This is a genomic window from Streptomyces sp. 7R007 (genome assembly GCF_054850255.1).
On the sequence record NZ_JBTWMV010000077.1, the window covers coordinates 1 to 23,309 of the forward strand.

The 23,309-nt window shown below is 71.9% G+C and carries 19 protein-coding genes and 4 pseudogenes; 8 read left to right on the forward strand and 15 right to left on the reverse strand.

What is annotated here, in order from left to right:
* Window positions 1-212 precede the first annotated feature (212 nt).
* Together ACYF6T_RS41865 and ACYF6T_RS41870 are read left to right on the forward strand one after the other, a co-directional pair.
* The gene (locus ACYF6T_RS41865) at window positions 213-2,225 is read left to right on the forward strand and encodes a hypothetical protein (protein WP_461703217.1); all 2,013 of its coding nucleotides are present in this window, start codon (window positions 213-215) and stop codon (window positions 2,223-2,225) included.
* A 184-nt stretch (window positions 2,226-2,409) separates the two neighbouring features.
* Window positions 2,410-3,150, forward strand: coding sequence for a GntR family transcriptional regulator (locus ACYF6T_RS41870; RefSeq protein WP_461703218.1), 741 nt, complete (start codon window positions 2,410-2,412; stop codon window positions 3,148-3,150).
* A gap of 13 nt (window positions 3,151-3,163) precedes the next feature.
* Here the strand turns inward: ACYF6T_RS41870 and ACYF6T_RS41875 are convergent, their stop codons facing one another.
* The 13 genes and pseudogenes from ACYF6T_RS41875 to ACYF6T_RS41935 all read right to left on the reverse strand — a co-directional run bounded on the left by ACYF6T_RS41875 (window position 3,164) and on the right by ACYF6T_RS41935 (window position 15,964).
* Window positions 3,164-3,973: an SDR family NAD(P)-dependent oxidoreductase gene (locus ACYF6T_RS41875; protein ID WP_461703219.1), complete on the reverse strand. Its 810-nt coding sequence runs from the start codon at window positions 3,971-3,973 to the stop codon at window positions 3,164-3,166.
* Window positions 3,974-4,008: 35 nt separating this feature from the next.
* Entirely contained in the window at window positions 4,009-4,542 is a 534-nt protein-coding gene (locus ACYF6T_RS41880) for a carboxymuconolactone decarboxylase family protein (protein ID WP_461703220.1), read from the reverse strand.
* Window positions 4,520-6,016, reverse strand: a complete 1,497-nt coding sequence (locus ACYF6T_RS41885; protein WP_461703221.1) for a carboxylesterase/lipase family protein — start codon at window positions 6,014-6,016, stop codon at window positions 4,520-4,522. The genes ACYF6T_RS41880 and ACYF6T_RS41885 overlap by 23 nt, the downstream gene beginning before the upstream one ends.
* Window positions 6,013-7,236, reverse strand: coding sequence for an amidohydrolase family protein (locus tag ACYF6T_RS41890; RefSeq protein ID WP_461703222.1), 1,224 nt, complete (start codon window positions 7,234-7,236; stop codon window positions 6,013-6,015). Before ACYF6T_RS41890 ends, ACYF6T_RS41885 begins: the two co-directional genes overlap by 4 nt.
* Before the next feature lie 59 nt (window positions 7,237-7,295).
* On the reverse strand, window positions 7,296-7,700 hold the full coding sequence (locus ACYF6T_RS41895) for a VOC family protein (RefSeq protein ID WP_461703223.1): 405 nt from the start codon (window positions 7,698-7,700) through the stop codon (window positions 7,296-7,298).
* A 3-nt stretch (window positions 7,701-7,703) separates the two neighbouring features.
* Window positions 7,704-8,453 (reverse strand): annotated as a pseudogene (locus tag ACYF6T_RS41900) (ABC transporter ATP-binding protein); the annotation flags it as partial.
* 86 nt (window positions 8,454-8,539) lie between these two features.
* A complete protein-coding gene (locus ACYF6T_RS41905; protein WP_461703224.1) occupies window positions 8,540-9,349 on the reverse strand; it encodes an ABC transporter permease in 810 nt (269 codons plus the stop codon).
* Between the two features lie 13 nt (window positions 9,350-9,362).
* Window positions 9,363-10,205, reverse strand: a complete 843-nt coding sequence (locus tag ACYF6T_RS41910; RefSeq protein WP_461703225.1) for an ABC transporter permease — start codon at window positions 10,203-10,205, stop codon at window positions 9,363-9,365.
* A gap of 18 nt (window positions 10,206-10,223) precedes the next feature.
* Window positions 10,224-11,249 (reverse strand): ABC transporter substrate-binding protein, encoded by a 1,026-nt coding sequence (locus ACYF6T_RS41915; protein WP_461703226.1) that lies wholly within the window; start codon window positions 11,247-11,249, stop codon window positions 10,224-10,226.
* 110 nt (window positions 11,250-11,359) lie between these two features.
* Entirely contained in the window at window positions 11,360-12,748 is a 1,389-nt protein-coding gene (locus ACYF6T_RS41920) for an FAD-binding oxidoreductase (protein ID WP_461703227.1), read from the reverse strand.
* A 99-nt stretch (window positions 12,749-12,847) separates the two neighbouring features.
* Entirely contained in the window at window positions 12,848-14,221 is a 1,374-nt protein-coding gene (locus ACYF6T_RS41925; RefSeq protein WP_461703228.1) for an FAD-binding oxidoreductase, read from the reverse strand.
* Entirely contained in the window at window positions 14,218-15,147 is a 930-nt protein-coding gene (locus ACYF6T_RS41930) for an amidohydrolase family protein (RefSeq protein WP_461703229.1), read from the reverse strand. The genes ACYF6T_RS41925 and ACYF6T_RS41930 overlap by 4 nt, the downstream gene beginning before the upstream one ends.
* On the reverse strand, window positions 15,140-15,964 hold the full coding sequence (locus ACYF6T_RS41935; RefSeq protein ID WP_461703230.1) for an SDR family NAD(P)-dependent oxidoreductase: 825 nt from the start codon (window positions 15,962-15,964) through the stop codon (window positions 15,140-15,142). The genes ACYF6T_RS41930 and ACYF6T_RS41935 overlap by 8 nt, the downstream gene beginning before the upstream one ends.
* Before the next feature lie 334 nt (window positions 15,965-16,298).
* Between ACYF6T_RS41935 and ACYF6T_RS41940 the strand changes: the two genes are divergently transcribed.
* From ACYF6T_RS41940 to ACYF6T_RS41950, 3 genes and pseudogenes are all read left to right on the forward strand, one after another.
* A complete protein-coding gene (locus tag ACYF6T_RS41940) occupies window positions 16,299-17,660 on the forward strand; it encodes a hypothetical protein (RefSeq protein WP_461703231.1) in 1,362 nt (453 codons plus the stop codon).
* 67 nt (window positions 17,661-17,727) lie between these two features.
* Window positions 17,728-18,643: pseudogene (locus tag ACYF6T_RS41945) on the forward strand (Sir2 family NAD-dependent protein deacetylase).
* 515 nt (window positions 18,644-19,158) lie between these two features.
* Window positions 19,159-19,623 (forward strand): annotated as a pseudogene (locus ACYF6T_RS41950) (SCO6745 family protein); the annotation flags it as partial.
* 48 nt (window positions 19,624-19,671) lie between these two features.
* Here ACYF6T_RS41950 and ACYF6T_RS41955 read toward each other — a convergent pair.
* Complete coding sequence (locus ACYF6T_RS41955; RefSeq protein WP_461703232.1) at window positions 19,672-20,151, reverse strand: hypothetical protein; 480 nt, start codon at window positions 20,149-20,151, stop codon at window positions 19,672-19,674.
* Between the two features lie 600 nt (window positions 20,152-20,751).
* Between ACYF6T_RS41955 and ACYF6T_RS41960 the strand changes: the two genes are divergently transcribed.
* Window positions 20,752-21,507 (forward strand): SDR family NAD(P)-dependent oxidoreductase, encoded by a 756-nt coding sequence (locus ACYF6T_RS41960; RefSeq protein ID WP_461703233.1) that lies wholly within the window; start codon window positions 20,752-20,754, stop codon window positions 21,505-21,507.
* Window positions 21,508-21,518: 11 nt separating this feature from the next.
* Here ACYF6T_RS41960 and ACYF6T_RS41965 read toward each other — a convergent pair whose 3' ends face one another.
* On the reverse strand, window positions 21,519-22,334 hold the full coding sequence (locus ACYF6T_RS41965; protein WP_461703234.1) for an IclR family transcriptional regulator: 816 nt from the start codon (window positions 22,332-22,334) through the stop codon (window positions 21,519-21,521).
* Between the two features lie 115 nt (window positions 22,335-22,449).
* Here ACYF6T_RS41965 and ACYF6T_RS41970 point away from each other — a divergent pair, with 115 nt between their 5' ends.
* Together ACYF6T_RS41970 and ACYF6T_RS41975 are read left to right on the forward strand one after the other, a co-directional pair.
* Window positions 22,450-23,025, forward strand: a complete 576-nt coding sequence (locus tag ACYF6T_RS41970) for a carboxymuconolactone decarboxylase family protein (protein WP_461703235.1) — start codon at window positions 22,450-22,452, stop codon at window positions 23,023-23,025.
* 74 nt (window positions 23,026-23,099) lie between these two features.
* A pseudogene (locus ACYF6T_RS41975) lies at window positions 23,100-23,309 on the forward strand (fumarylacetoacetate hydrolase family protein); the annotation flags it as partial.

Here is a 23,309-nt window from a genome sequence, read left to right on the forward strand (position 1 = left end):
GACCGGCCACCACCTCCCTTAGTGTCGCCAGAACTTGGCTGTGCATTGGCGTCAGACCCCTTGTAGGCAAGCAAGTGTCGACAGTACCGTCATCGTCGAACCTCGCCTGCAGGCCTTCTCCATGGGTTCGCCCGTCGTCTTCGCCGTCGCCGTCCGCTGCGCCGGCGAGGACCGGCCATGCCCGAATGCACTGGTAGACAAGGGAGTTGACAGTGGTACGCAGAAGCAGCACAGGAGCGAAGCGTCCGGCGGGGACATCCATCCTGGAGCAGGACGTCACCTACCGGGCCCGCCCCCGCGCTCTCCTCGTGGCGATCGCCGGCCTCGCGACGGCCCCCGCGTTGGCCACCCCGGCCGCGGCACACTCCACCCGGAGCGGCACGTCCCTCACCGTCTCCTCCGGCGAGACCCTCGAACTCACCGAGACCACCACGCTGAGCAGGCTCACCATCGAGGAGGGCGGTGTCATCGCCGCCCCGGACGGCCATCGCCTCACCCTCACCGTCAACGGCGTCGAGACCGGCGCCACGCTCAGCGCCCTCACCGACGGCTACGGCGGTCTGGCCACCGCCATCGCCGCCGGCACCTACCGCGGCAAGATCGTCCTCGATGTCGCCGCCTCGAACGACGTCACCTACAGCGACCTCACCTTCCCCTTCCGCCAGGCCCTCTACGTCGACGCCGACGGAGTCGATGAGAGCAGGTCGGTCCCCTCCGACGTCCGCGGCGGCACCGTCACCGACACCGGCGCCAAGGACATCACCCTGCTCTCCAACGGCGAGGCCTTCAACGGCGTGTACGTCACCGGCGGCGGCTCCTACACCCTCACCCGCCCCCGGATCGCCTTCGACGGCAACGGACGCTGCGACTTCATCGGCTACGGCGCCTCCGTCGTCGGCACCGGCGCGGGCACCCGCCTCGTGCTGGACGGCGCCGTCATCAAGAACGAGGGCGTGGTGCGCACCGCCATCATCGCCGACGCCACCGCCAACGTCGTCGTCAAGAACTCCACGATCCACTGCGCCAACGGCAGCCACGTGCCCGCCGAGTACCCCGAGACCGGCACGGGCGACACCCGCTACATGATCACCGTGCCGTGGATGCTGGGCATCTCCGGCAACGTCCGGGCCACGAACCTGCTTGGCGCATCCACCCGGGCGTCGTACATCAACTCCTCCATCTCCTCGGAGACCTGGGGCGCGCTGTCCGTCGACGGCGGCAGCAACTGCACGCTCACCGCGATCAACAGCCGCATCGCCAACACCGGCGGCCAGGGCTACGGCAGTTACGCCATCGGCAACGTCACCGAGCACTTCCTCGGCTGCACCTTCGACGTCGGCGACTACGCCCTCATCCACTGGGGCGCCTCCGCCCACTACGGCGACAGCACCAAGGACGCCGTGGCGGCACTCAACGAGTCGCTCGAACTCGGCCTCACCCAGGTGGAGTTGAACAGGCTGCCGGTACGCCCGACCATCATCGACGCCGGCCGTTTCATGGTCATGTGGTACGCGGCGGGCTCGGTCACCATCGACGGCGGCACCCGCGTCACCACCGGGGAGACCACCTTCGTGTGCAAGGCGGTCGCCGGCAAGGTCACCGTCGACGGCTCCCGGGGCGCCACCCTCAACCCGGGCAACGGCGTCATCTTCCAGCTGATGGACACCGACCGGCCCAGCAGCGTCTCCGTCACCGGCAAGCCCTGGAAGACGGAGATGATCGGCACCTACACGGAGCCCACCGGCTCCGCCGCCAAGTCCTCGACCTGGGTCACCACCAGCCCCCAGTCCACCGACGCGACCGCCGCCTTCACCGACATCGAACTGACCGGCGACTTCTACAACGCCGTCCGCGGCGGCGGCAACGCCGGCCTGCAGGGACAGAACCTCGTCCTCGACTTCACCCGATCCACCGTGCGGGGCGTCATCTCCGCAACGACCACGAAGCACCGCGTCTCCACCATCACCATGGCCCAGTACCGGCAGATCAGCGAGGTCACCAACACCCCGGGCCCGGTCGTCAACAACGGCGTGATCGTGACCCTGGGCAGCGGCTCCACCTGGACGGTCACCGGCACGTCCCACCTCAGCGCACTGACCCTGGCCGCCGACGCCGCGGTCAAGGCCCCTCGCGGCAAGACCGTCACCTTCACGGTCGACGGCACACCCACCACCCTCCAGGCGGGCCGCTCCTACACGGGCGCGCTCACCCTGACAGTGGCCTGAGACGGTCTGAACCGGCCCCCGGGAAGCGACTGCCTCCCGGGGGCCGTGGGCATCCCGCCCGCACCGCAGGGTGTCGACAGGCAACGCCCGGACAGGGCAGAGGCCCTGCTTCACTTGCGGTAGTGTCGACAGCGTTCGGCCATTCCGAGACCGGGACCGCACGGAAAGCAGAGGGACGCGGCGCATGTCGGATCAGGACACACACCTCGTGCTGGATCGGCTGCTGCGCCTGCGCGACCGGCGCGAGCCGCTGGTGGCGCAGATCGCGGAGTGGGTCGGCTCCGGCATCATCGAGGGCCGCCTGGAGCCCGGCCAGGACCTCAACAGCGTCGAGCTCTCCCGCCGCTTCGACACCAGCCGCACGCCCGTACGCGAGGCCCTGATGCTGCTGGAGCAGGAGGGCCTGGTCGAGATGAAGGCGCGCCGTCGGCCCCGGGTCGCCGCGCCCTCCCTCGCCGACATCCGCGACATCTACCAGGTGCGCCGGCAACTGCTGTCGATGCTCGCGGGCCTGCTGGTCGAGCGGGCCACCGACGAGCAGCTGGCCGAGCTGCGCACCCGGGTGGAGTCGATGCGCAAGCTGGCGGACGCCGGGGACGTGGATGCGTACTTCTGGAGCCATGTGCTGCTGCAGGAGCGGATGACCGAGATCGTCGGCAACAGCACCCTCAAACAGATCCTGGACTCGCTCGCCCTGCGCACCCTGATGCTGCGCCACCTGAGCCTGACCCGCCCGGGACGGCTGGCCTACAGCGTGGACGACCAGGAGCGGCTGATCCAGGCCTGCGAGGAGCGGGACGGCGAACTCGCCTCAGCCCTGATCGCGGGCGCGACCGTGCGGGCGCTGCGGGCCGTGGAGGAGCAGATCGAGCAGGACGCGGCGGGCAGCCGCAAGACGGCACGCAGGCGCCGCCCCGCGAACTGACCGCGCGGTGTCCCTACTTGGCGAGCACTCCGCCGTCCACGGGGAAGTTCCCGCCGGTCACCCACGCCGACTCGTCGGAGACCAGGTAGACGGCGCACCAGGCGATGTCCTCGGGCCGTCCCACCCGCCCCAGCGGGATGCGCGCGAGCAGCGCCCGCTGCGCCGCGCCCTCGTGGGCGCCCGCCGACTCGGTGGCCGGGGTGCGCACCATGCCCGGTGAGATGGTGTTGGCGCGGATGCCCAACGGCCCGCCTTCCACCGCGAGTTGACGGGTCAGCCCGAGCACTGCGGCCTTGCCCGCGCAGTGCGCGACCATCCCGAAGGTGCCGCTGCCTCGGAAGGCGTTGACGGAGGCGAAGTTGACGATCGAGCCGCCCCCCGACGCCCGCAGATGCGGCCAGGCGGCCTGCACCGGAAGGAAGACGACGTCAGTCTCGCCGCGCATCGTCGGCGTCCACTGACGGTCGAAGTCCATCTCGGCGGCGGTGGCCATGTGGGGCGCGATGGCGCCGGCGGTGACCAGGGCGTCGACGCGGCCGTGCCGGGCGAACGCCTCGTCGGCGAATTGGCGGGCGTCGGCGGGCTCGGTCATGTCCAGCGGGGCGAGCACCTCGACGGCGAGTCCACGGTCCGCGGCGAGCTTTCGGGTGCGCTCGGCGGCGGCCGGGTCGATGTCGCAGCCGACCACGATGGCGCCCTGCTCCGCGAAGAGCAGCGCGCAGCCTTGTCCGATGCCGGCGCCGGCGCCGGTGACGAGGGCAACCTTGCCGGCGAGCCGGCCGGTGCCGGATGCCGTCGGGGGCTCGGGGCGGGGATGGGTCACGTGGTCCTCCTGGGATAGGCGTGCGGGGGCGGCGGTCACTCGTCCGTGTCAGTGGCGGCCGGCGGCTCGACGTCCAGCGCGACCAGGAAGCGGGAGACCATGTTGTACGCCGCCACCGTGACGGTCAGTTCGACCAGTTCGGCGGGGGTGAAGTGGTCGCGCAGGGCGTCGAAGACGGCGGCGGGGACATGGACGTCGCGGGTCATGACGTCGGTGTAGGCCAGGACGCGGCGCTGTCGTTCGTCGAGGTCGGGATGGTCCGTGACGTCGTCGGCGCGCAGCGCGGCGAGGTGCCGGTCGGTGAGGCCGGCGGCACGTGCCTCGGGCTCGTGGGCGGCCCATTCGTAGGGGGCCCGGTTGCGCACGGCGATCCGCAGGACGACCAGCTCGCGCACGTCGGCGGGGAGGGTCATGCGCCGTCGTACGGCACCCAGCAGGCTGTTCCAGCCGTCCGCCACCGCGGGGCTGTGCAGCAGCACCCGGTCCAGGGGGCGCAGCGTGCCGCCGCGCCGGGCGCGGATGCGGTCCGCGATGTCCCCGGCGCCATCAGTGTCCGGCAGTCGTGCCACGGGAGTCCTGCCTTCCACGGGTGAGCGGGGCGGGCCGTCGCTGGAGGTCCTGGTGGACGGTGTCGCCGAAGAACATGACGGGTGAGCGGTCGGGCCCGGTGAAGCCCGGCCAGGGCGGCAGGTCCCCGCCGCCGGGGTCGCCGGTGGCGACGAAGCGCGCCCAGGTGCCGGCCATCCGGGCGGCCAGCCGCCGGTCGGTGTCCTGCCACGGCCACTCGGGCCGCCGGTCGAGGTTGTCCAGGACGTAGGGCAGTTCGGCCGTGTGGTAGGCGCCCAGGTCGGGCAGTCCGGGCGGCAGCGGGGGCCGCCGGCCGAACCGGTACAGCCAGGTGGGCGCATCCGTGGCGGCGTGTGACAGCGCCCACTGCCAGACGGGGCCCACGAACCGGGCGTCCCCGACGGCCCCGGCGTCCTCGCCCGCGGCGGCGTAGACCGTGCCCTCGTCGAGGTTGGTGCCCACCAGCAGCGGCACGCGGTGCTGACGGCCGTCGGCGAAGACGTCGTCGGTCGGTTCGGTCAGCACCCGGCCGTCGACGACCGGCCCGAAGTGGCCGCGGACGACGAGTTCGACGCCGGAGATCCGGCGCAGGGCCGCCACGTCCCGGCCGCCGAAGTCCTCGGCATACGCCAGGCCGCGCCGCAGTGCCTCGCCCTGGCCGGGCAGCGGTCCCTCGGCACGGCCCACGCCGGAGGCGCTCTGGCCGAGAGCGGCCCGAAAGAGGGGGCGGGCGGCGGGGGCGGCCATCAGATGGCAGATGTGCGCGGCGCCCGCGGAGTTGCCGGCCAGGGTGACCTGGTCGGGGTTGCCGCCGAAGGCCGCGATGTTCTCGCGCACCCAGGTGAGGGCGGCGACGATGTCGAGGAGCCCGTAGTTGCCGCAGGCGCCGAGGTCGTCCTCGGCGGCCAGGCCGGGGTGGGCGAGGAAGCCGAGGGCGCCGAGGCGGTGGTTGAGGGTGACGACCACCAGACCCCGGCCGGCCATGGCGCGGCCGTCGTGGATGTCCTGCGAGCCATGCCCGTAGCGGTTGCCGCCGCCGTGGATCCACACCATGACCGGCAGTCCGGTGCCCGTCGCGGGGGCGGGGGTCCACACGTTGAGGTAGAGGCAGTCCTCACTCATCACCAGCGGACGGCGGTCGGCGAAGTTGGTGCGGTACATGACGGAGTCGGTCGGCGGCTGCGGCTGCAGCGGCGCCGGTGCGAAGGTGTCGGCGCGGCGTTCCCCGTCCCACCGGACGCCGCGCCGGGGCGGTCGCCAGCGCAGGTCGCCCACCGGCGGTTCGGCGAAGGGCACGCCGCGGAAGACGGCGACGGGACCGTCCCACTCCCCCACCAGCCGCCCGACGCCGGTGCGCGCCCGGGGTGCGTCGGCGCCGCCCGCCCGGACGCGGACCCCGCCTACCTCGCCGCCGGCAACGACGGCGCCCGGCGCGGGCGCGCCGGTGCGGGAGGCGTTCACATGTGCCGCGCTCACGCCGGCGCCTTGTGCAGCGAACCGTTCTTCATGATCGCCAGGAGTCGGTCGCGGTCCTGCAGGATGCGGATGTCTCCCAGCGGGTCGCCGTCGACGAGGACCAGGTCGGCGAGGTATCCCTCGCGGACGAGGCCCAGTTCGTCGCCCATGCCCATCACCTGGCCGCCGTACTCGGTGGCGGAGCGCAGCGCCTCGGCCGGGGTGAAGCCGAACCAGTCGACGAACAGCTCCAGGTCGCGGGCGTTGCGCCCGACCGGGTTCCAGGCGAAGCCGTAGTCGCCGCCGGGCACGACACGCACGCCGCGCCGGACCAGTTCGGGCACCACCTGGCGGACCGCCTTCTCGGTGGCCTCGACCTCCATGCCGGGCTCGGGCTCACTGTCGGCCTCGTGCAGGTTGGCGTGGATGATGCCGGGGGTGGGCGCGACGAACAGCCGGTCGCGGGTGGCCTCCAGCAGGTCGAGGGCCTCTTCGTCGGCGAAGGTGCAGTGGTAGACGGCGCGGATGCCGTGTCGTACGGCCATCTTGACCGACTCGGCGGCGTGCGCGTGGGCGGTCAGCCAGACGCCGCGCTCGCGGGCGGCCACCGCCGCTGCCGCGACCTCCTCTTCCGTGAACTGCACGATCCGGGAGGTGCCCTGTACCACCGCGCTCTCGCCGGACAGCGACAGTTTGACGATGTCGACGCCGAGGTCGGCCATCTCGCCGACGAAACGGCTCACCGACCGCGGGTCCGAGGCGCGTCCGTCGGTGCCCGGGAAGTCGTAGACGCCGGGCTCGACCATGCCGGCGGTGCCCTCCCAGGAGGCGGCCTTGAAGCGCGGTCCGGGCATCCAGCCCTCGGCGAACGCCTTGCGGGCGGCGGTCTCGGTGCGCGGCAGCCGGTTGCCGCCGGAGTAGGCGCTGGTGAATCCGTGGTCCAGCAGGACCCGGCCGGCGTGTGCCACCAGCAGGGCCTTCTCCTCGTCCGGCTCGTCACGGCGGTGCGAGCGGTGTTCGACGGTGGAGCCGAACCCGAGATGGGTGTGGGAGTCGACCAGGCCGGGGATGAGGGTGCCGCCCCCGCCGTCCACCACCCGCGCCCCGGCCCGGCGCGCGGCGGGCAGGTGCGCGGCGACGGCGGTGATGCGTTCGCCCTCGACGAGGACCTCGGCGGGGAAGGGGTCGCGTCCCGTGCCGTCGAAGACGTGGACGCCGGTGAAGACGGTGGTGTCGCTCATGGTGCGCTCCTGATGATCGCGTCGACCGGCCCGTGGCGCGGGGACACTTCAGCGAAGTGTCAGGCCCGGTCCAGCAGTTCGATGAGATTGCCGTACGGGTCGGTGACGAAGGCCATGGTGGCGCCCGGGCGCGGGGCCGGGCGCGGTGGCATGCTGACGCCGGCTCCGGCGGCGACGAGCCGTTCGAACTCGGCGGCCACGTCGTCGACGCACAGGCACATGTGCCCGTAGCCGTGGGTGCCGGCCGCATCCTGCGGGCTGCCCGCGACCGGGCCCGGCCGGGCGGAGGGGCGGTGCAGCAGTTCGATGCGGTAGCCGCTGTCGTGCAGCAGCATCACCCCGCGCAGGTCGGTGCCCGGGACGGCGAACACCGGCGCTGCCGTCAGCGTGAGGGCGGTGCGGTACCAGGCGGTGGCGGCCTCCAGGTCGGGGACGGAGATGCCGACGTGGTCGAAGCGTGTCATCGCTCAGCCCACCGCCCGTTCGGTCGTCTCCCGGCCCCGGTCGGCCCGCGCCGCCTCGGCGGCCGCCGGTGCCTCGCGGATTAGGGTCAGGACCCGGGTGCGCAGCTTGGTGAAGCGGTGGTCGGCGCGGGTGGTGATCTGGTCGCGGCCGGTGCCGAGGCCGACAGTGAGGTTGTCGACGACGCGGGTCGGGCGGCCGCCCAGGACGACCACGCGGTCACCGAGGTAGACGGCCTCGTCGATGTCGTGAGTGACGACGATGACGGTGATGCCCAGTTCGGCGCGGAGCGAGAGGGTGAGGTCCTCCAGGTCGAAGCGGGACTGCGCGTCGACCGAGCCGAAGGGCTCGTCCATCAGCAGCACAGGGGCGTCATAGGCGAGACCGCGGGCGATGGCCACGCGCTGCTGCATCCCGCCGGACAGCTGCCAGGGGTACTTGTCCCCGACGCCGGACAGGCCCACGGCCTCCAGGCACTCCTCAGCCCGCCGGTTGCGCTCGGCGCGCCGGACTCCCATGCCCTCCAGGGGAAACGCCACGTTGTCGCGCACCCGCATCCACGGCAGCAGGGAGCCTCGGTAGTCCTGGAAGACCACGGCGATGTCGGCGTGCGGCCGGGTGAGCGGTTCGTCGCCGTAGCGGACGGTGCCGGAGGTGGGCCGCAGCAGACCGGACAGGCAGCGCAGCAGGGTGGTCTTGCCAGCTCCGGACGGGCCGACGACGCAGACGAACTCGCCGGGGTCGACCCGCAGCGACAGGCCCTCGATCACCCGGTGTTCGTCCGCGCCGTGGCCGAACGTCTTACAGACGTCCTCCACCACCAGGCTGGATCCGCCTGTCTTCAGATGTCGCTGCATGTGGTGACCTCGTTCCGGGGCTGGGGCTTGGTTCGCCGGGTGCGGGGCGGACGCTGCTGGTGCCAGCCCAGCAGGAGGTGCTCGGCCGCGAGGAGCAGCACGCTCAGGCCGTAGCCGAGGATGCCGATCAGCACGGTGCCGGCCCAAGTCTCGGGGACGGCGAAGCTGGATCCGCTCTGCAGGATGAAGTTGCCCAGGCCCACCGGGGAGCCGTAGATCTCGCTGACGACCATGAGGACGACCGCGATGGACAGGGCGACGCGGATGCCGGCGAGGATCTGCGGCAGGGCGCCGGGCAGGACCACCTTCAGCAGCCGCAGCCGCCAGGGGATGCGGTAGCTGGAGACGGTCTCGTGGACGGCCGGGTTGATGCCGTGCACGCCGCTGACGGTGTTCAGCAGGATCGGCCACAGCGAGCCGAGGGCGATGAGGAAGACCTTGGGGCCCGAGCCGATGCCGAGGGTGAGGATGATGACGGGGACGAACGCCACCGTCGGGGTGGCCCGCGCGAAGTCCAGCAGCGGGCCGGTCGCCTGCCGCAGCAGTGCCACCTCGCCTATGACGAGGCCGGCGGCGACGCCGACGACGGTGGCGAGAGCCAGTCCGAGCAGGATGTTGCGCAGGGAGAACAGCAGGTCGTCGACGAGGCCGCCGTGCGCGAGCTCCCGCCACAGAGTGGCGAGCACGTCGGTGGCCGGCGGGAAGTAGAAGCTGGTGCTGCCCGCGGTCGCCACCAGCAGCACGGCGACGCACAGCGCCGGCAGCCACAACTGCTTGAGCAGGGACTTGGTCATGGCGCCCCCCGGCTCAGTCGGTGTGCGCCGGCGGGCGCCAGCGCAGCAGTCGGCGTTCGGCGAACTGGGACAGCAGGGTGATCGAGTAGCCGATCGCACCCGCGGTGAGGATGTAGGCGTACGCCCGTGCCGACGCGCCGCCCTGCTGCGACTGCACGACCTCGTGGCCGATGCCCGGCAGCGTGGTGAGCACCTCGACGCCGATGGCCACGAGGACGGAGCTGGTGGCCGCGAGCCGCAACCCGGTCATCACCGAGGGCGTGGCGCTGGGCAGGATCACCTTGCGGAAGCGCAGCAGCCTGGGGACCCGGTAGCTGTCCATGGTCTCCGCGATCATCGGGGTGACCGAGCGGGCGCCGTACTGGGCTTGCAGGAACACGGGGAAGACGCAGGCCAGGAAGACGACCGTGGTCTTCGTCGTCGGTGTGGAGCCCAGGACCAGCAGGAACACCGGCAGCAGCGCGATGACCGGGAAGGAGCGCAGGACGTCGACGAGCAGCCGGGTCGACTGCTCGGCCGCCGCGTACGTGCCGGTGACCAGGCCCAGGGGAATGCCGATCACCGCGGCGGCGGCGAGGCCGGTCACCGCCCCGTCGAGGGTGTCCCCGACCGCCTGCCAGTAGGCGGAGCCGGCGAACAGGTCGGGGAACTGGGCGAAGACCGCCGCCGGGCTGGGCAGCGCGGTGGCGCTGACCAGTCCGGCCGCCGCCACCACCGCCCACAGCAGCAGGACGGCGAGGACGGCGGACAACTGCAGCAGCAGGAGCGTGCGACGCCCCCGGCTCCCGGAGCGGGGGCGCCGCGCGGGGCGTTCCCGCGCGGGGGCCGGACGTCGGCCCGTGGTGGAGATGGCCATGGTGTACCTCTGCCGTCGTCAGCTGCCGGCGGTGACCGTCGGAGCCTGGTCCCAGTAGATGGCGTCGTCCTTCGGGGCGCTGCTGAGCAGGCCGTACTGGTGCATCTTGGTGATAACCGTACGCATGACGGTCTTGTTGATGTTCTTGTCGTAGTAGGAGACCTGCGCCTTGTCGATGTAGTCGGCCGACAGCTGGGTGTACTTCTTGTCGATCGCCCGGACGGCGTCGGGGTGCGCGTTGGCGTAGGTGATCGCCTGGGCGACGGCGTCGATGAACCTCTTCGCCGTGCCGGCGTTCGCCGACAGGTACTTCTGGGTGGAGAACAGCACGCCCTGGGTGATGCCGGGCAGGTCGTTCATGCCGTTGCCGACGGAGCGCAGACCCGCCTGCTTGCCGGCCGCGTAAAAGGCGCCGAAGGAGAAGACGGCGTCGGTCTTGCCGCTGGTGGCGGCGTCGGTCAGCGAGGTGGTGGGCAGGGCGACGAACTTGACCTTGGACGGGTCGCCGCCGTCCTTCTCGACCAGGTACTCGACGATGAACTGGATGGTGCCGCCGAGCGCGGACAGGCCGACGGTCTTGCCCTGAAGGTCGGAGAAGGACGTGATGGGGCTGTCCTTCGTCACCAGCAGCCCGTCGGTGGGGTCGGTCCTGGTGGTGGCGGACTCCAGGCCGGTGGCGATCCGGATCGGCATGTTCTTGGCGGCACCCTTGAGGAAGCCGGAACTGTCGGTCATCGCGAACTGGGCCTCGCCGTTGAGCACGGAGGGGGCGTTCTGCGAGGTGTCCTGGGCGCCCGCCTTGATGGTGACATCGAGGCCGGCGGCCTTGAAGTAGCCCTGCTGCTGGGCAATGTACAGCGGCTCGAACAGTGCGCCGTTGGAGCGAAGCACGGTGATCTTCGCCGATCCATCGCCGTCGGCGGAGGCGGAGGCGCCCGAGCCGCAGGCGGCGACCGGGGCGGTGACGGCGAGCGTCACCAGGCCGATGGCCAGGCGGCCGAAGGGGTTTCTCCTACTGATCGTGGTGTGCGTGCGCGTCGGCATGAGGGTGTGCTCCTTTGCACGGTGACGGCGGCCCGTGGTTGCGGTCCCACGGGCGGGTGCGGCTCTCGGTGAACAGGGGCGCGGTGCGCGGGCGAGGTGTCGTTACGGCGTCACGGGCGGCCGGCGCGCGCGTAGGCGGTGGTGGACTCGGCCGGGGTCATGTAGGTGCGGAAGACCCCGTCGGGGTCGTAGTCGCCGCGGATCTTCTCCAGCCGTTCGGCGCTCTCGGGGCTGAGGCCGAGATCGAACCGGTCGGCGAGGTTGTTGTCGGAGAACTGCAGGCCCTTGGACAGGTGCTGCACGGCGCGCAGCGAGCCGTGCGCCCACTTCTCGTGCCGCAGGTCCTCGGCCGGGTCGCCCCAGCCGGCGTTGGGCGAGAGGTAGGCCTTGGCCTGCGTGGACCAGCAGGCGTCGGGGTGCTCGGGGTGGTGGCCCCACAGCATCCACAGCACGAAGCTGGTGGCGCCGGGGATGGTGTCCAGCACGGGCCGGGCGGCGTCGAGGATGTCCTGGGCACGGCCGTCTGCCCACACCCCGTCCACGGCCCAGCGCAGGCCCTCGGGGTTGAGGCGGTCGGCGATGTCGTAGAGCTCCTCGATGGTGGTCGGTTCGGCGACCGTGGCGCGCAGTGCACGGTCGCGGAAGGGCGCCTCCTCCAGGGGCGCGAGGGCCTCGGGCCCGTGCTCGGGGGTGCAGAAGGCGGTGGCGGTCAGGGAGACGGCCGGGATACCCAGGCCGGGGGTGAAACCGACCTTGGCGGAGAACTCCACGGTGGTGGGCAGCCGCTCCAGCAGGTCGTAGGACCAGGCGAGGACCTCGTCGCGCAGGGCGAGGGGGTAGCTGTGCACCGTCCGGCGGATCTCGGTGGGGCGATCGTGCAGGCCGAGGTGGAAGCGGGTGACGATGCCGAAGAAGCCGGGGCCGCTGCCGCGGGCCGCCCACAGCAGGTCGGGGTGGGTCTCGTCGGTGGCGTGCACAAGGGTGCCGTCGGCGAGGACGACGTCGATCGCGCGGATGCTCAGGCAGGCCGGTCCCAGGTGCCGGGAGTTCCAGCCGTAGCCGCCGCCGAGGATGAACCCGCCGATGCCGACGGTGGGGGCGTGGCCGGTCGGGAAGAACAGCCCGTGCGGGGCGAGCGCCCGCTGGATGGCGGGTCCCTTGGCCGAGGGCTGGACGGCGGCGGTGCGGCGGCCGGGGTCGACGGTGACGTCCTGGAGGCGGGAGAGGTCGACGAGCAGTCCGCCGTCGCGCACGCCGTTGCCGACCCAGCTGTGGCCGCCGGAGCGGACCGAGAGGCGCAGTCCCTCGGCTCTGGCCAGTCGTAGGGCCGCCACGACGTCCCGCTCGTCCTCGGCGACGACGATCACGTCGGGGAAGCGGTCCGGCTTGCGCGCGTTCCACACGGCGTCGAGGCGGGCCTGCTCATAGCTCGCATCGCCACGACGGATGACACGCCCGCGCGGGGACGGGGCAGGATGAGGATCGGACGACCTGGACACGTGTGGCTCCTTGGGTGGTGCAGACATTCCGAACGGTACTGTCGACAGAAAATAACGGTCAAGGGTCGGCGTGACGGTTTTTTCGGATTTCTGTCGACACTAAAGGAGGTCTACCTGGCGCCTCCAGGCGGCCAGGGCCGTGGTCGACTCTGCGGGCGAGAGATACGTGCGCAGCAGACCGTGGGGGTCGTAGCGGCGCCGCAGTTCCTCCAGGCGCGCGGCCTGCCGCGGCTGAAGGCCGTGGTCGGGCCGGTCGGCGGGATTGGCGTCGGCGAACTGGGTGCCGTGCGCGACCGGTGCCATGTCCCGCAGCACCTCGTGGGCCCATCGCTCGTGCCGCAGGTCGTCGGCGGGGTCGTCCCACACGGCGTTCGGGGAGAAGTACAGGTGTCCCTGGGTGGACCAGCAGGCGTCGTCCCGGGTGGCCTGGCCGCCCCAGAGCATCCACAGCAGGAAGCTGTCCCGGCCCGGCAGCCCGTCCAGGATGCCGCGGCCGGCGTCGAGCACCGCGTCCACGGGCGCGTCGGTCCACACCCCGTCCACGGCGTAGCGCCTGCCCGCGGGGGTCAGCGCGTCGGAGAGCGCGTAGAGGTCGTCCAGTGTGGACGGCACCCGTTCGACCCTGCGCAGGGCGTGGTGCAGGAAGGGGGCGTTCTCCAGCGGTTCCAGCATCTCCGGGCCCTGCCGCGGGGTGCAGAACGCGGCCGCGGTGATCATGGTGGTGGGCCGTGACACGCCGGGGGTGAAGGCCACCTTCGCCGACAGCTCCAGCGACGTCGACAGCTTCGGCACGGCCTCGTAGGACCAGGCCAGCACCTCGTCACGCAGATCGTACGGGAAGACGTAGGCGCTGCGCAGGATCCTCTCGTACGCCGGATACACCCGCAGGTGAAAACGCGTCACCACGGCGAAGAAGCCGGGTCCTGCGCCGCGCACGGCCCACATCAGGTCGGGATGGCTCTCGTCGGTGGCGTGCGCCAGGGTGCCGTCGGCGAGCACCACATCGACCGCCTCAACGCTGAAGCAGGCGGGGCCCAGCGCCCGGGAGTTCCAGCCGTAGCCGCCGCCAATCAGGAAGCCGCCCACCCCCACCGACGGGCAGTGACCGCTGGGGAAGACGAGCCCTTCGGCGGCCAGCAGCGCGTTGAGGCGCGCGCCCTGGACCGCTGGGCGGACACTGGCCCGCCGGGCGGGGACATCGATGACGATCTCGTCCAGGGCGGACAGGTCGATCAGCAGTCCGCCGTCGCGGACGCCGTTGCCGATCCAGCTGTGCCCGCCGGAGCGCACCGAGACCGGCAGCCCACGGCCCGCCGCCCAGCGCACTCCCTCCTGCACGTCTCGGTCACCCGCGGCGACGAGGATGGCATCGGGGTGGCGGTCCGGCTTGCGCGCGTTCCACACCGCGCCGAGCCGGGCCTTCTCATAGCCGGGGGCGCCTCGCACGAGGAAGGCCCCGTCGAACACCGTCATGTCTCCTCCGTCTGCGGTACGGGCGGGAAGTCGAAGAGGTCGGCGGGGTTGTCGACCATCAGGCGGCGCAGGTCGCCGGGGTCTGGGGCGATGTCGCCGAGCAGGTCCACCAGCAGTCCGTCGTCCGGCGCGGAACCGACGATGTTGACGTGCGGATAGTCGGTGCCCCACACCACCCGGTGCGGCGCCTGCGCCACGAACGACGCGGCCAGCGCCACGGCGTCCGCGTACGGCGGCCCCTGCCGCGAGACCCGGTCCACGCCGCTGACCTTCAGCCAGACGTCCCCGGTGTCGAGCAGCGAGCGCAGACAGCGCAGGGCTTGGCCGTGTTCGCCGTCCGCGAGGTCGATCCGCGCGAGGTGGTCGATCACCACCCGGCCCGGCAGGGAGCGGATGAGCGGCTCGTACCGGGCGACCTCCGGGCCGGTGAGGTGGAGCTCGGCCACCCAGCCGAGGCCGTCGACGCGCTCCAGCACGGAGTCGATCTCCTCGCGGGTGGGCGCGGCGCGCAGATGCGGCAGGAAGTTGAGCCGGAAGCCGCGCACGCCGGCACGGTGCAGCTCCTCTATCTCCGCCCGAGTGGTGCGCTCCCCGACCAGGGCGATCCCGCGCAGCCGGCCCCCACCGGCTGCCAGGGCGTCCAACAGCGTGCGGTGGTCGGAGCCGTTGCACGACGACTGCACGACGACCGCCCGGGACAGGCCGAGGTGCGCGTGAAGGGCCGCGACCTGCTCCTTGGGAGCGTCGATCGGCGTGAAGGTCCGCTCGGGGACATAGGGGAAGACCGCGGCGGGGCCGAGGATGTGGCAGTGCGCGTCACAGCTGCCGGGCGGCAGCACCAGGCCCGGTCTGCGCGGGGCGGGATGCGGAGGCGGGCAGCCCGGCGAGGGCGCCGGGTGCACCGCGCGGACGGCGGGCTCAGTCACAGCGCGCCGTCATTCCGCCGTCGACGACGATCTCGGTGCCGGTGACGAACCGGGCCTCGTCGGACGCCAGGAAGAGCGCCGCATACGCCGTGTCCCGGCCGTCGCCCATGAACCCGAGCGGGATGCGGGCCTGCCGCTGGGCCAGCAGCTTCCGCACGTCGCCGCCGGCCCGCTGGTGGGCCAGGCGTGCCTCCACCATCGGCGTGTGCAACTGCCCGGGCACAACGGTGTTCACGCGGATGCCGTCGGGCGCGTACTGCACGGCCGTCACCCGGGAGAGCTGGATGACCGCGGCCTTGGCCGCCGCGTAGCCCACCTGCGCGGCGCCCGTCCAGCGCAGCCCGGACGCCGAGGCGGTGTTGACGATCGAGCCCCCGCCGGCGCGCCGCATGACCGGCACAACGTACTTGCAGGCGAGGAAGGCGCTGGTGAGGTTGGTGCGCAGCTGGCTGTCGAAGTCCTCCGGGGACAGCTCGGCGGCGCCGCCCGGGCGGGACCCGCCGACGTTGTTGACCAGGATGTCGATGCGTCCCGCCCGGGCTTCGGTCTGGCAGAAGTACGCCTCGACGGCGTCCGGTTCGGTGACGTCGAGCAGGTGGGTGTGGACGGTTCCCCCCTCCTGGCGGATGCGTTCCGCGGTGACCTCCAGGGCGTCCGCGTCCCGGTCGGTCAGGTACACGGTGGCGCCTTCGCGGGCGAAGATGACGGCGGTGGCGCGGCCGTTGCCCCAGCCGGGGCCGACGCTGCCGGCCCCGCTGACGACGGCGACCCGCCCGGCCAGACGACCGGGCCGTGCTGAGGGCGCGTCCTGTGTCACGGGGATCTCCTCGGGTTCGAGCCCGGCGCGGTGCGCGAGGCGGCACCGGTGCGGGCGGACATGGATCGACCAGCACACGCACGGTCCCGCGAGCGCGGGTGAGTGCGGCGCGGGACGCCTGACGGCGGGCGGGAAAGCCAGGGGCGCGTTCCGGAGCGGACGCTTCCGGAGTGTCCGGCCGTCGATAGTCTCACCTAGTGTCGACAGAAAGTAAACACCCGAGCCCTCAAATCCGGGCGATGCCCCGTTGCATACGCCTTAGTGTCGACAGCAATGGGGCGGAGTGCTTGAATGACCCCCGTCCTACCGCTGTCGTACGTTCCCGGAGGCATCCATGGACAAGCCGGCCGTCTTCACCCCCGAGGAGATCGCCCGCTTCCGCGCGGAACTGGCCGGCAAGCGCGTGCCGGGAGCGTACGAACCGGGCCGCTGGTCGGTGAGTCCGCTCACCCGCCGCCCCGAGGTGCGCGGAGCGATGCCCGCATCGGTGCGGCTGCGCGACGCCACGCTCAGGTCCGTGGAGACGCTGCCCGGAGTCGTCGCCTCCAGCGAGGCGAAGGCGGCCTACCTGCGCCGGCTCGTCGGCGCAGGCGTCCGCGAGGTGGTCACCGCCGGTCTCGCCGGGCGGGACGACAAGACGCTCCGCGCCGAGGTCGAACTGATCAAGGGCGAGAACCCCGACTGCCGGGCGTTGCTGCCCCTGCCCCGCAGCACCACGGACATCGACCGTGCCGCCGACGCGGGCTACGACGCGGTGCAGATCTGGGTGCAGGGCTTTGGCGAAGCCTCCCTCATCTACAACCCCGCCGTCTACCAGCAGGCGTGGCGGGGCGAGGACTGGCGCGGCCCAGACACGCCCCGCGGACGCGCCGGCGTCCTGGCCCGCGCGACACCCCTGATCGAGCACGCCCGCACCCGCGGGCTGGACGCCGTGGTCCCGATGCTGATGGTCTCCTACCTCACCGACGAGATCCTTGAGGAGTCGGTCGCCGCACTGACGGAAGCGGGGGCCGGCGAACTGACGCTGTTCGACGGCCCCGGAGCGATGAGCCCGGAGGCCTACGCCCACCTGGTCACCCGCACCAAGGAGCTGGCCCCGGACGTGGAGGTGGGGCTGCACCCGCACAACACCTTCGGACTGGCCGTCGCCTGCGCGGTCAGTGCCGTGCGGGCGGGCGCCGACGTCGTAGAACTGTCGGTCAACGGCTACTGCGGCGGCCCCGGCAACGCCGACCTGGCCGCCACCGCGATGGCCTTCGAGGCGCTGTACGGGGTCCGCAGTGGACTGCGAACCGAGCGGCTCACCGAACTGGCCCGCGCAGGTGAGGAACTGACGGGCTATCAGCTCGCGTGGAACCACCCGGTGACCGGCACCAGCGCCTTCTCCTGGGGCGGCCTGGACCTCATCACCCAGGAGACCACGGTCGACCCGCTGCTGCACAACTGCCTGGAACCGACCCTGGTAGGCAACGCGCGCAAGATCCCCTTCACGCCGGACAGCGGCCCCTACACGCTGGCCGACAAGCTGAGCGCATTGGCTGTCGACACCACGGTGGAGCAGGTCGACGAGATCCTGCGCCGGGCCCGCGCCGCCATGGCGCGGGAATCCCGGCTGCTGACCGACGCGGACCTGGCGGCCCTCGCCCGCGAGGTGGCCGAGGAGAGCACCGGCGACGCATCGGGCACGCAGCGCTGACCCGGTGCCCGCCCTGTCCCCACCTGCGCAGGGAAGCGTCCGTTACGGCGTTCCGCACTCTTTCCGTATGCGCATGCGTCCCACCCTGAGCTGGACCCCCACCGATGACCTTCCCGCGGGCATCACCGACCCGGGACCCGTCTGCGACGTGCGGCGCACCGGCCGTGCTGGACGTCAGCGGGGCGGGTATCTCCAGGGAGTCGGCATCCCCGACTACCGGGGTGACGGCGGCAGCCTGAGCCGGCACACACCGATGGCCTACCAGACCTTCCCCAGCAGCGCCCAGGCACGGCGCCGGTACTGGGCGCGCAGCCATTTCGGCTGCCGTACCTTCGGCCGCGCCCGCCCGAACGCCGGGCACCAGGCGGTGGTCGCCTTCCAGCGACACGGACTGCTGCCCGGGGTGATCACCCAGAACGTCGACGGCTTGCACCAAGCGGCCGGTAACGAAGACGTCGTCCAACCCCACGGGAGCCTGAACCGGCTCGTGTGCCTGGCGTGCGGCGCCCGCACTCCGCGCCACGCACTCGCCAACCGACTGGAAGAGACGAATCCCGGGTTCCCCCAGCCGCGGGCGGCCGGGATCAACCCGGACGATAAAGCCGACCTGACCGACGCGCACGTCGGTGACTTCCGCACGGTCGACTGCGCGGACTGCAGCGGCATCCTCAAACCCGACGTGGTGTTCTTCGACGAGGCCGCGCCGCCGGGGCGGGTCGAGCACCGCCGCGAGCTGTGCGTACGGCCGCCTCGCTGCTGGTGCTGGGGTCGTCGCTGACCGTGATGTCCGGCCTGCGCTTCGCCCGGCAGGCCGCCCGGCCCGGGAAGCCGGTCCTGATCGTCAACCGGGACGTGCCCCGGGACGACGCGCACGCAACCGCTCGGGGGCCCTGCCGCTGGGCGCGGCCACTGAGGTGGCCGACCGGCTGGGTGTCCCCGTCGGCGCCGCCGAGCCATCGCTCGGCCAGGAAAGCCCGGCCTGACGACGCGGCCCGGGTGTTCTGCCTCAGGAAGCGTGTCAGGACTCCGCCAAAGCCGCGCAGGCCCGGTGACCCAGGCACCGGCCGGGGGGACTGTCTCCGCCGCCGGGTGACGTGTTCTTGAGAGGCGAACTCCGGGCGACGGCATGATGGAGTTCATGACGCCTCCCGCCCGCCGGATGTACGGGCTCCTGGCGCCGGTCTGCCTGGTCACCTTTTTCGCCGACGAGTACAACCCGGAGCTGGCCGCGCTGGGCCACCGCACCTATTGGGACGGCTACTTCGCCGCCGGGCCGCGCCGCCGGGGCGGGTGCCGGCGCAGGTCGTCCACGCGGCCTTCTACAGCTTCGCCGACGGGGAGGCCGCGCGGTACATCCCCAGCGCCTGGGAGAGATACCGCGGGAGGCGTCCGTCGCCGCACGCGAGCGGGCCGGCGCGGCCTCCCTGCGGCGGATCCTCGGCGCTGAGGTGGCCGCTTCCCCGGGCCTGGCGCACGCCGCCGACCTGCCCACAAAGCCGCGACGAGCGCGCCCGTGGAAGGCCGCCTGATGTACGCCGGCATGCCCTCCCTTCCGGTGCCGAGCGACCCGGTCGCCCTGCTGTGGCACTCCGCGACCATGCTGCGCGAGCACCGCTGCGAGGGGCACATCGCCGCGCTCGTCTGCTCCCGCATCGGCGGCACGGAGGCCCATGTGCTGTCCGCGCCGGCGCAGGGCATCCACCCGCCCGAGACGTTCGTGCGCATCCATCACCCACCGAAGGAGCCACTGGCCGAGGTCATGAACGGCTTGCGCGAGCGCGGCATCGTCTACGCCGACGGCCACTTCACCGACGCCGGCCGCGCGACGCAGCAACGCGTCGAAGCGTTGACCGACGAACTCACCGCCGCGCCGTACAAGGTCCTGTCCCCCGCCGCACTCGACGAGCTGATCGCCGCACTCGTACCCATCACCGCGACACTGGCGGCCACCGGCTCACGATGACGCGCGGCGCCTGACGAGACGACGCCCGGCCGCGTGGTCCCCTGTCCCCTACCCCTGCATCGGCGCCGGACGCGGCGGTGGGGCCATAATCAGCGGCCAGTCGTCCCGGGCCTGCAGGCCGGCCACGATCTGCTCAGGCGTCGCCTCGGCCGGGGCCGTCAACACGACCGTCGCAGCGGGCGCTTGCTCGTACTGACGGGGATCGACCCGGGTGCTGACCCGCAGCAGCCGGACCGCGTCCGGGTCGGCAGACGAGCGTTCGGGGAAGCCCGCCGCATCGATCTCCAGCCTCTTGAGCAGCGCCGGGTGGACGACGACGTCCACGGTCAGGACATCTCCCCGCAGCCGGCGCTCGGCCCAGCCATCCGTGCGTACGAGCAGGAAACAGTCCTCGCCCTCGTACGCGCACGAGAACAAGGCACCCACAGCCCGTTCCTGGGGTGTTCCTGCCGGATCGATCAGCACGGCGACCACGACCGCTTCCGGGGCGTCCGGGTCCAGGCCGTCGCGCAGCCAGAGTTGTGCCACTGGTGAGTCCCTGCCCCCATCGTCGTAGCGAGGTACCAACCGTATCCGCTGACCGGGCGGCGGTAGGGGCGGGCAGCCTCAACGGGGAGCGTATGGGAGGCAGCGGTCCGCTTCCCCGTGTCCCGGCCGCGCGGGTGAGTGAACATCGGTACGGCGGTTCCGGCCCGCGCCCCGGCGTCGGCGACCAGGTGTCCGGCCTCGACGCCGACGCCCGTGGTGCGGCGCAGGTCGACCGGGCGGGGCCCTCGACCACGGTCGTCGACCGCCACAGGGCCCTCAGGCGCAGGTCGGGGCGCGGAGCGTAGGTGCGGGAGCCGACGGTACCGCCCCTGACGATGAACTCGCCCGCACGGTCGCCGGGGAAGTGGTCGTCGTTGAACACCCACACCCGCATGCCGGTGCGTTCGGCGGTGCCCAGGGTGTGACCTCACACATGCCCTTGGACTTTTACTCAACGAAAGTAACTTGTTCCCTTCGGAAGATACCGAAGCACTGCGGCCGGACGGCGTCAAGGGGCCGGAACCCATGGACATCGGCCGGGGCCGCAGTTATGGTCCCCAGAGTTGAAAGCAGCTTTTGTAGAGTGAAAGACGAGGGCTTATGGGCTGGTTGGGGTTGGAAGGCCGCCGGGCGCTGGTCATGGGGGCCGGCGGGCTGGGTGCGGCCTGCGCCCGTGGTCTGGCAGATACCGGAGCACGAGTGGCCGTGGTGGACGCGGACGAGGCGAAGCTGAAGGCACTACGGGACGAGCCGGCACTCTCGGACACCGATGTGCGCGTGTTCCAGGCCGATGTGACGACCTCCGAGGCCTGCGAGGAGGTCGTGACCGCCGTCGCCGATGTGCTGGGCGGGCTCGATGTGCTGGTGCACGCGGTTGGTACGAACGACCGCCGCCCGGTGGTGGAAACCCCGGACGAGGTGTGGGAGCGGATCCTGCAGCTCAACCTGTCGAGCGCGTTCTATGCCGGGCGGTCCGCGGGGCGCCTGATGCGCGAGACCGGCGGCGGCAGCATCGTGTACTTCTCCTCTGTCTCCTCCCGGCTCGCCCACAAGCACCACGCCCCCTACGCGGCGACCAAGGGCGGCCTGGACCAGATGATGAAGGTGATGGCCCGGGAGTGGGCCGCCGACGACGTGACCGTCAACGCGGTCGCGCCGGGCTACACGGAGACCGAGCTGACCAGGCAGTACCTGGACCGGCCGGGGATGCGCGAGGAGATGGTCGGCCTGGTCCCGGCCGGGCGCCTGGGTACGCCGGAGGACGTGGTCGGCGCGGTGCTCTTCCTCGCCTCACGACGGGCGTCGTTCGTCACCGGGCAGGTGCTGTACGTGGACGGCGGCCGCACCCTCGTATGAACCGGCGACTCTCAGCTGCCGCCAAGCAGCCGCGTGATCTCCTGGCAGGCGTCCAGCAGCGGCGGGCGCAGGTCGTCGTGCAGACGGCTGACCGGGAACTCCATCGCCGGGACGGCCACGTTGACGGCGGCGATCACCGACCCGGAGGCGTCACGCACGGGGGCGGCCACCGAGCGCAGGCCGTAGGCGAGTTCCTCGTCCTGTACCGCCCAGCCCTGCTTGCGGATCTCGGCCAGGGCGGGCCGCAGCTCGGCGAGCGACCGCAGCGCGTTGGGGCCGGCGGTCCCGGCGAAGGACGCTTCACTCAGGCGCTGCTCCAGCTCCGCCTCGTCCAGACCGGCCAGCAGCACCTTGCCGATGGACGTGCCGACCGCGGGCAACCGGGAGCCGACCTGGATGTTGGCGGTCACCAGGTCGTTGTTGCGCAGCCGGATCAGGTACAGCACGCGGTCGTCGGAAAGGGTGCCGAGGTTCACCGTCTGGCCGGTCGCCGCGGCGAGCCGGCGCAGCGGCCCGTCGGCCAACTCCACCAGGTCCATGCCGCGCAAGGCCGAGAAGCCGAGTGTGAGCACCTTCGGGGCGGGGCGGTAGGCGCCGTCTGGCAGCTGCTCCAGGAAGCCCTCGGTGACCAGGGTGGCGGCCATGCGAAACGCGGTCGGCAGCGGTACGCCGGTCTCGGCGGCCATGTCGGTGAGCTTCATCGACGTCCGCTGCTCGGTGAACAGTCCGAGGATCCGCAGCCCCTTGGCCAGCGCCTCGACGTGGTAGGTGCGCTTCGGCGCGGAGCCGCCGACGGGCAGAGTGGCGGGGTCGTCTCGCGGCGGCACTCGGAGCTCGCTTTCTGCACGGGCGTATGTCTGACGGGCACGGTCGCTTTCATTGTACGGAAGCCGATATCACGCAAGGGTTCCGTGCCTGACAACCAAGGGCCGAGGAGGAAGCATGGGAGCGCGACTGGCCGGACTGCTGCCCGGACATCTGGACGAGGAACAGATGCAGGTCTACCGGGCCATCACCGGCGGCCCCCGGGCGACGGGGCCTCAGGCCTTCGCGCTGACCGACTCGGAGGGGCGGCTGCGCGGTCCGTTCAACGCGATGCTGCTCAGTCCGCCGGTGGGACTCGCCATCCAGGCCGTTGGCGCGGCCGTGCGCTACCGCTCCGTGCTGAGCGGCCGGGTACGGGAGCTGGCGATACTCGCCGTGGCCGCCCACTGGAACAGCACCTTCGAGCGCGAGGCCCACGAGGCCGCAGGCCGAGCGGCCGGGCTGACCGAGCCGGAGGTGACCGCACTGCGCGCCGGAACGGCCCCGGAGCTCGCCGATGCCGGCGAGCGGGCCGTCCTGCGCGCGACTCACGCGCTGCTGCGGCACGGCGCACTGAGCGACGAGGAGTATGCCGACGCCGTGGCCGCGGTGGACGAACGGGGCCTGTTCGAGCTGACGACACTGGTCGGCTACTACGCCACTTTGGCCCTCCAGCTGCGCGTTTTCGCAGGTGAGGGCCTTGACAGTACATAGCAGTCGGCCAATACTCAATCTACGTTCACTTAGCGAATTCAAGTTTCACTAGCTGAAAACTGGTAGGGACTCCTATGAAGCTGATCACCTTCGACGACGGACGGGTCGGCAGGCTGGAACTGGAAGAGCGGCTGGTGCTGCCGCTGGAAACCGGTTCGACGCGCGAGTACTTCGAGCGCGAGGGGAAGGTGTCGGAGAGCGGGGAGCGGCTGCCGCTGTCCGACGTGACGCTGCGGGCGCCGATCGTGCCGAAGAAGTTCTTCCACACCTCCGGCAACTTCCGT

Coding starts and splice junctions, on each gene's coding strand:
- ACYF6T_RS41870 (WP_461703218.1), top strand. CDS start 2,410: ATGTCGGATCAGGACACACACCTCGTGCTGGATCGGCTGCTGCGCCTG.
- ACYF6T_RS41890 (WP_461703222.1), bottom strand. CDS start 7,236: ATGAGCGACACCACCGTCTTCACCGGCGTCCACGTCTTCGACGGCACG.
- ACYF6T_RS41895 (WP_461703223.1), bottom strand. CDS start 7,700: ATGACACGCTTCGACCACGTCGGCATCTCCGTCCCCGACCTGGAGGCC.
- ACYF6T_RS41905 (WP_461703224.1), bottom strand. CDS start 9,349: ATGACCAAGTCCCTGCTCAAGCAGTTGTGGCTGCCGGCGCTGTGCGTC.
- ACYF6T_RS41910 (WP_461703225.1), bottom strand. CDS start 10,205: ATGGCCATCTCCACCACGGGCCGACGTCCGGCCCCCGCGCGGGAACGC.
- ACYF6T_RS41915 (WP_461703226.1), bottom strand. CDS start 11,249: ATGCCGACGCGCACGCACACCACGATCAGTAGGAGAAACCCCTTCGGC.
- ACYF6T_RS41925 (WP_461703228.1), bottom strand. CDS start 14,221: ATGACGGTGTTCGACGGGGCCTTCCTCGTGCGAGGCGCCCCCGGCTAT.
- ACYF6T_RS41940 (WP_461703231.1), top strand. CDS start 16,299: ATGGACAAGCCGGCCGTCTTCACCCCCGAGGAGATCGCCCGCTTCCGC.
- ACYF6T_RS41960 (WP_461703233.1), top strand. CDS start 20,752: ATGGGCTGGTTGGGGTTGGAAGGCCGCCGGGCGCTGGTCATGGGGGCC.
- ACYF6T_RS41970 (WP_461703235.1), top strand. CDS start 22,450: ATGGGAGCGCGACTGGCCGGACTGCTGCCCGGACATCTGGACGAGGAA.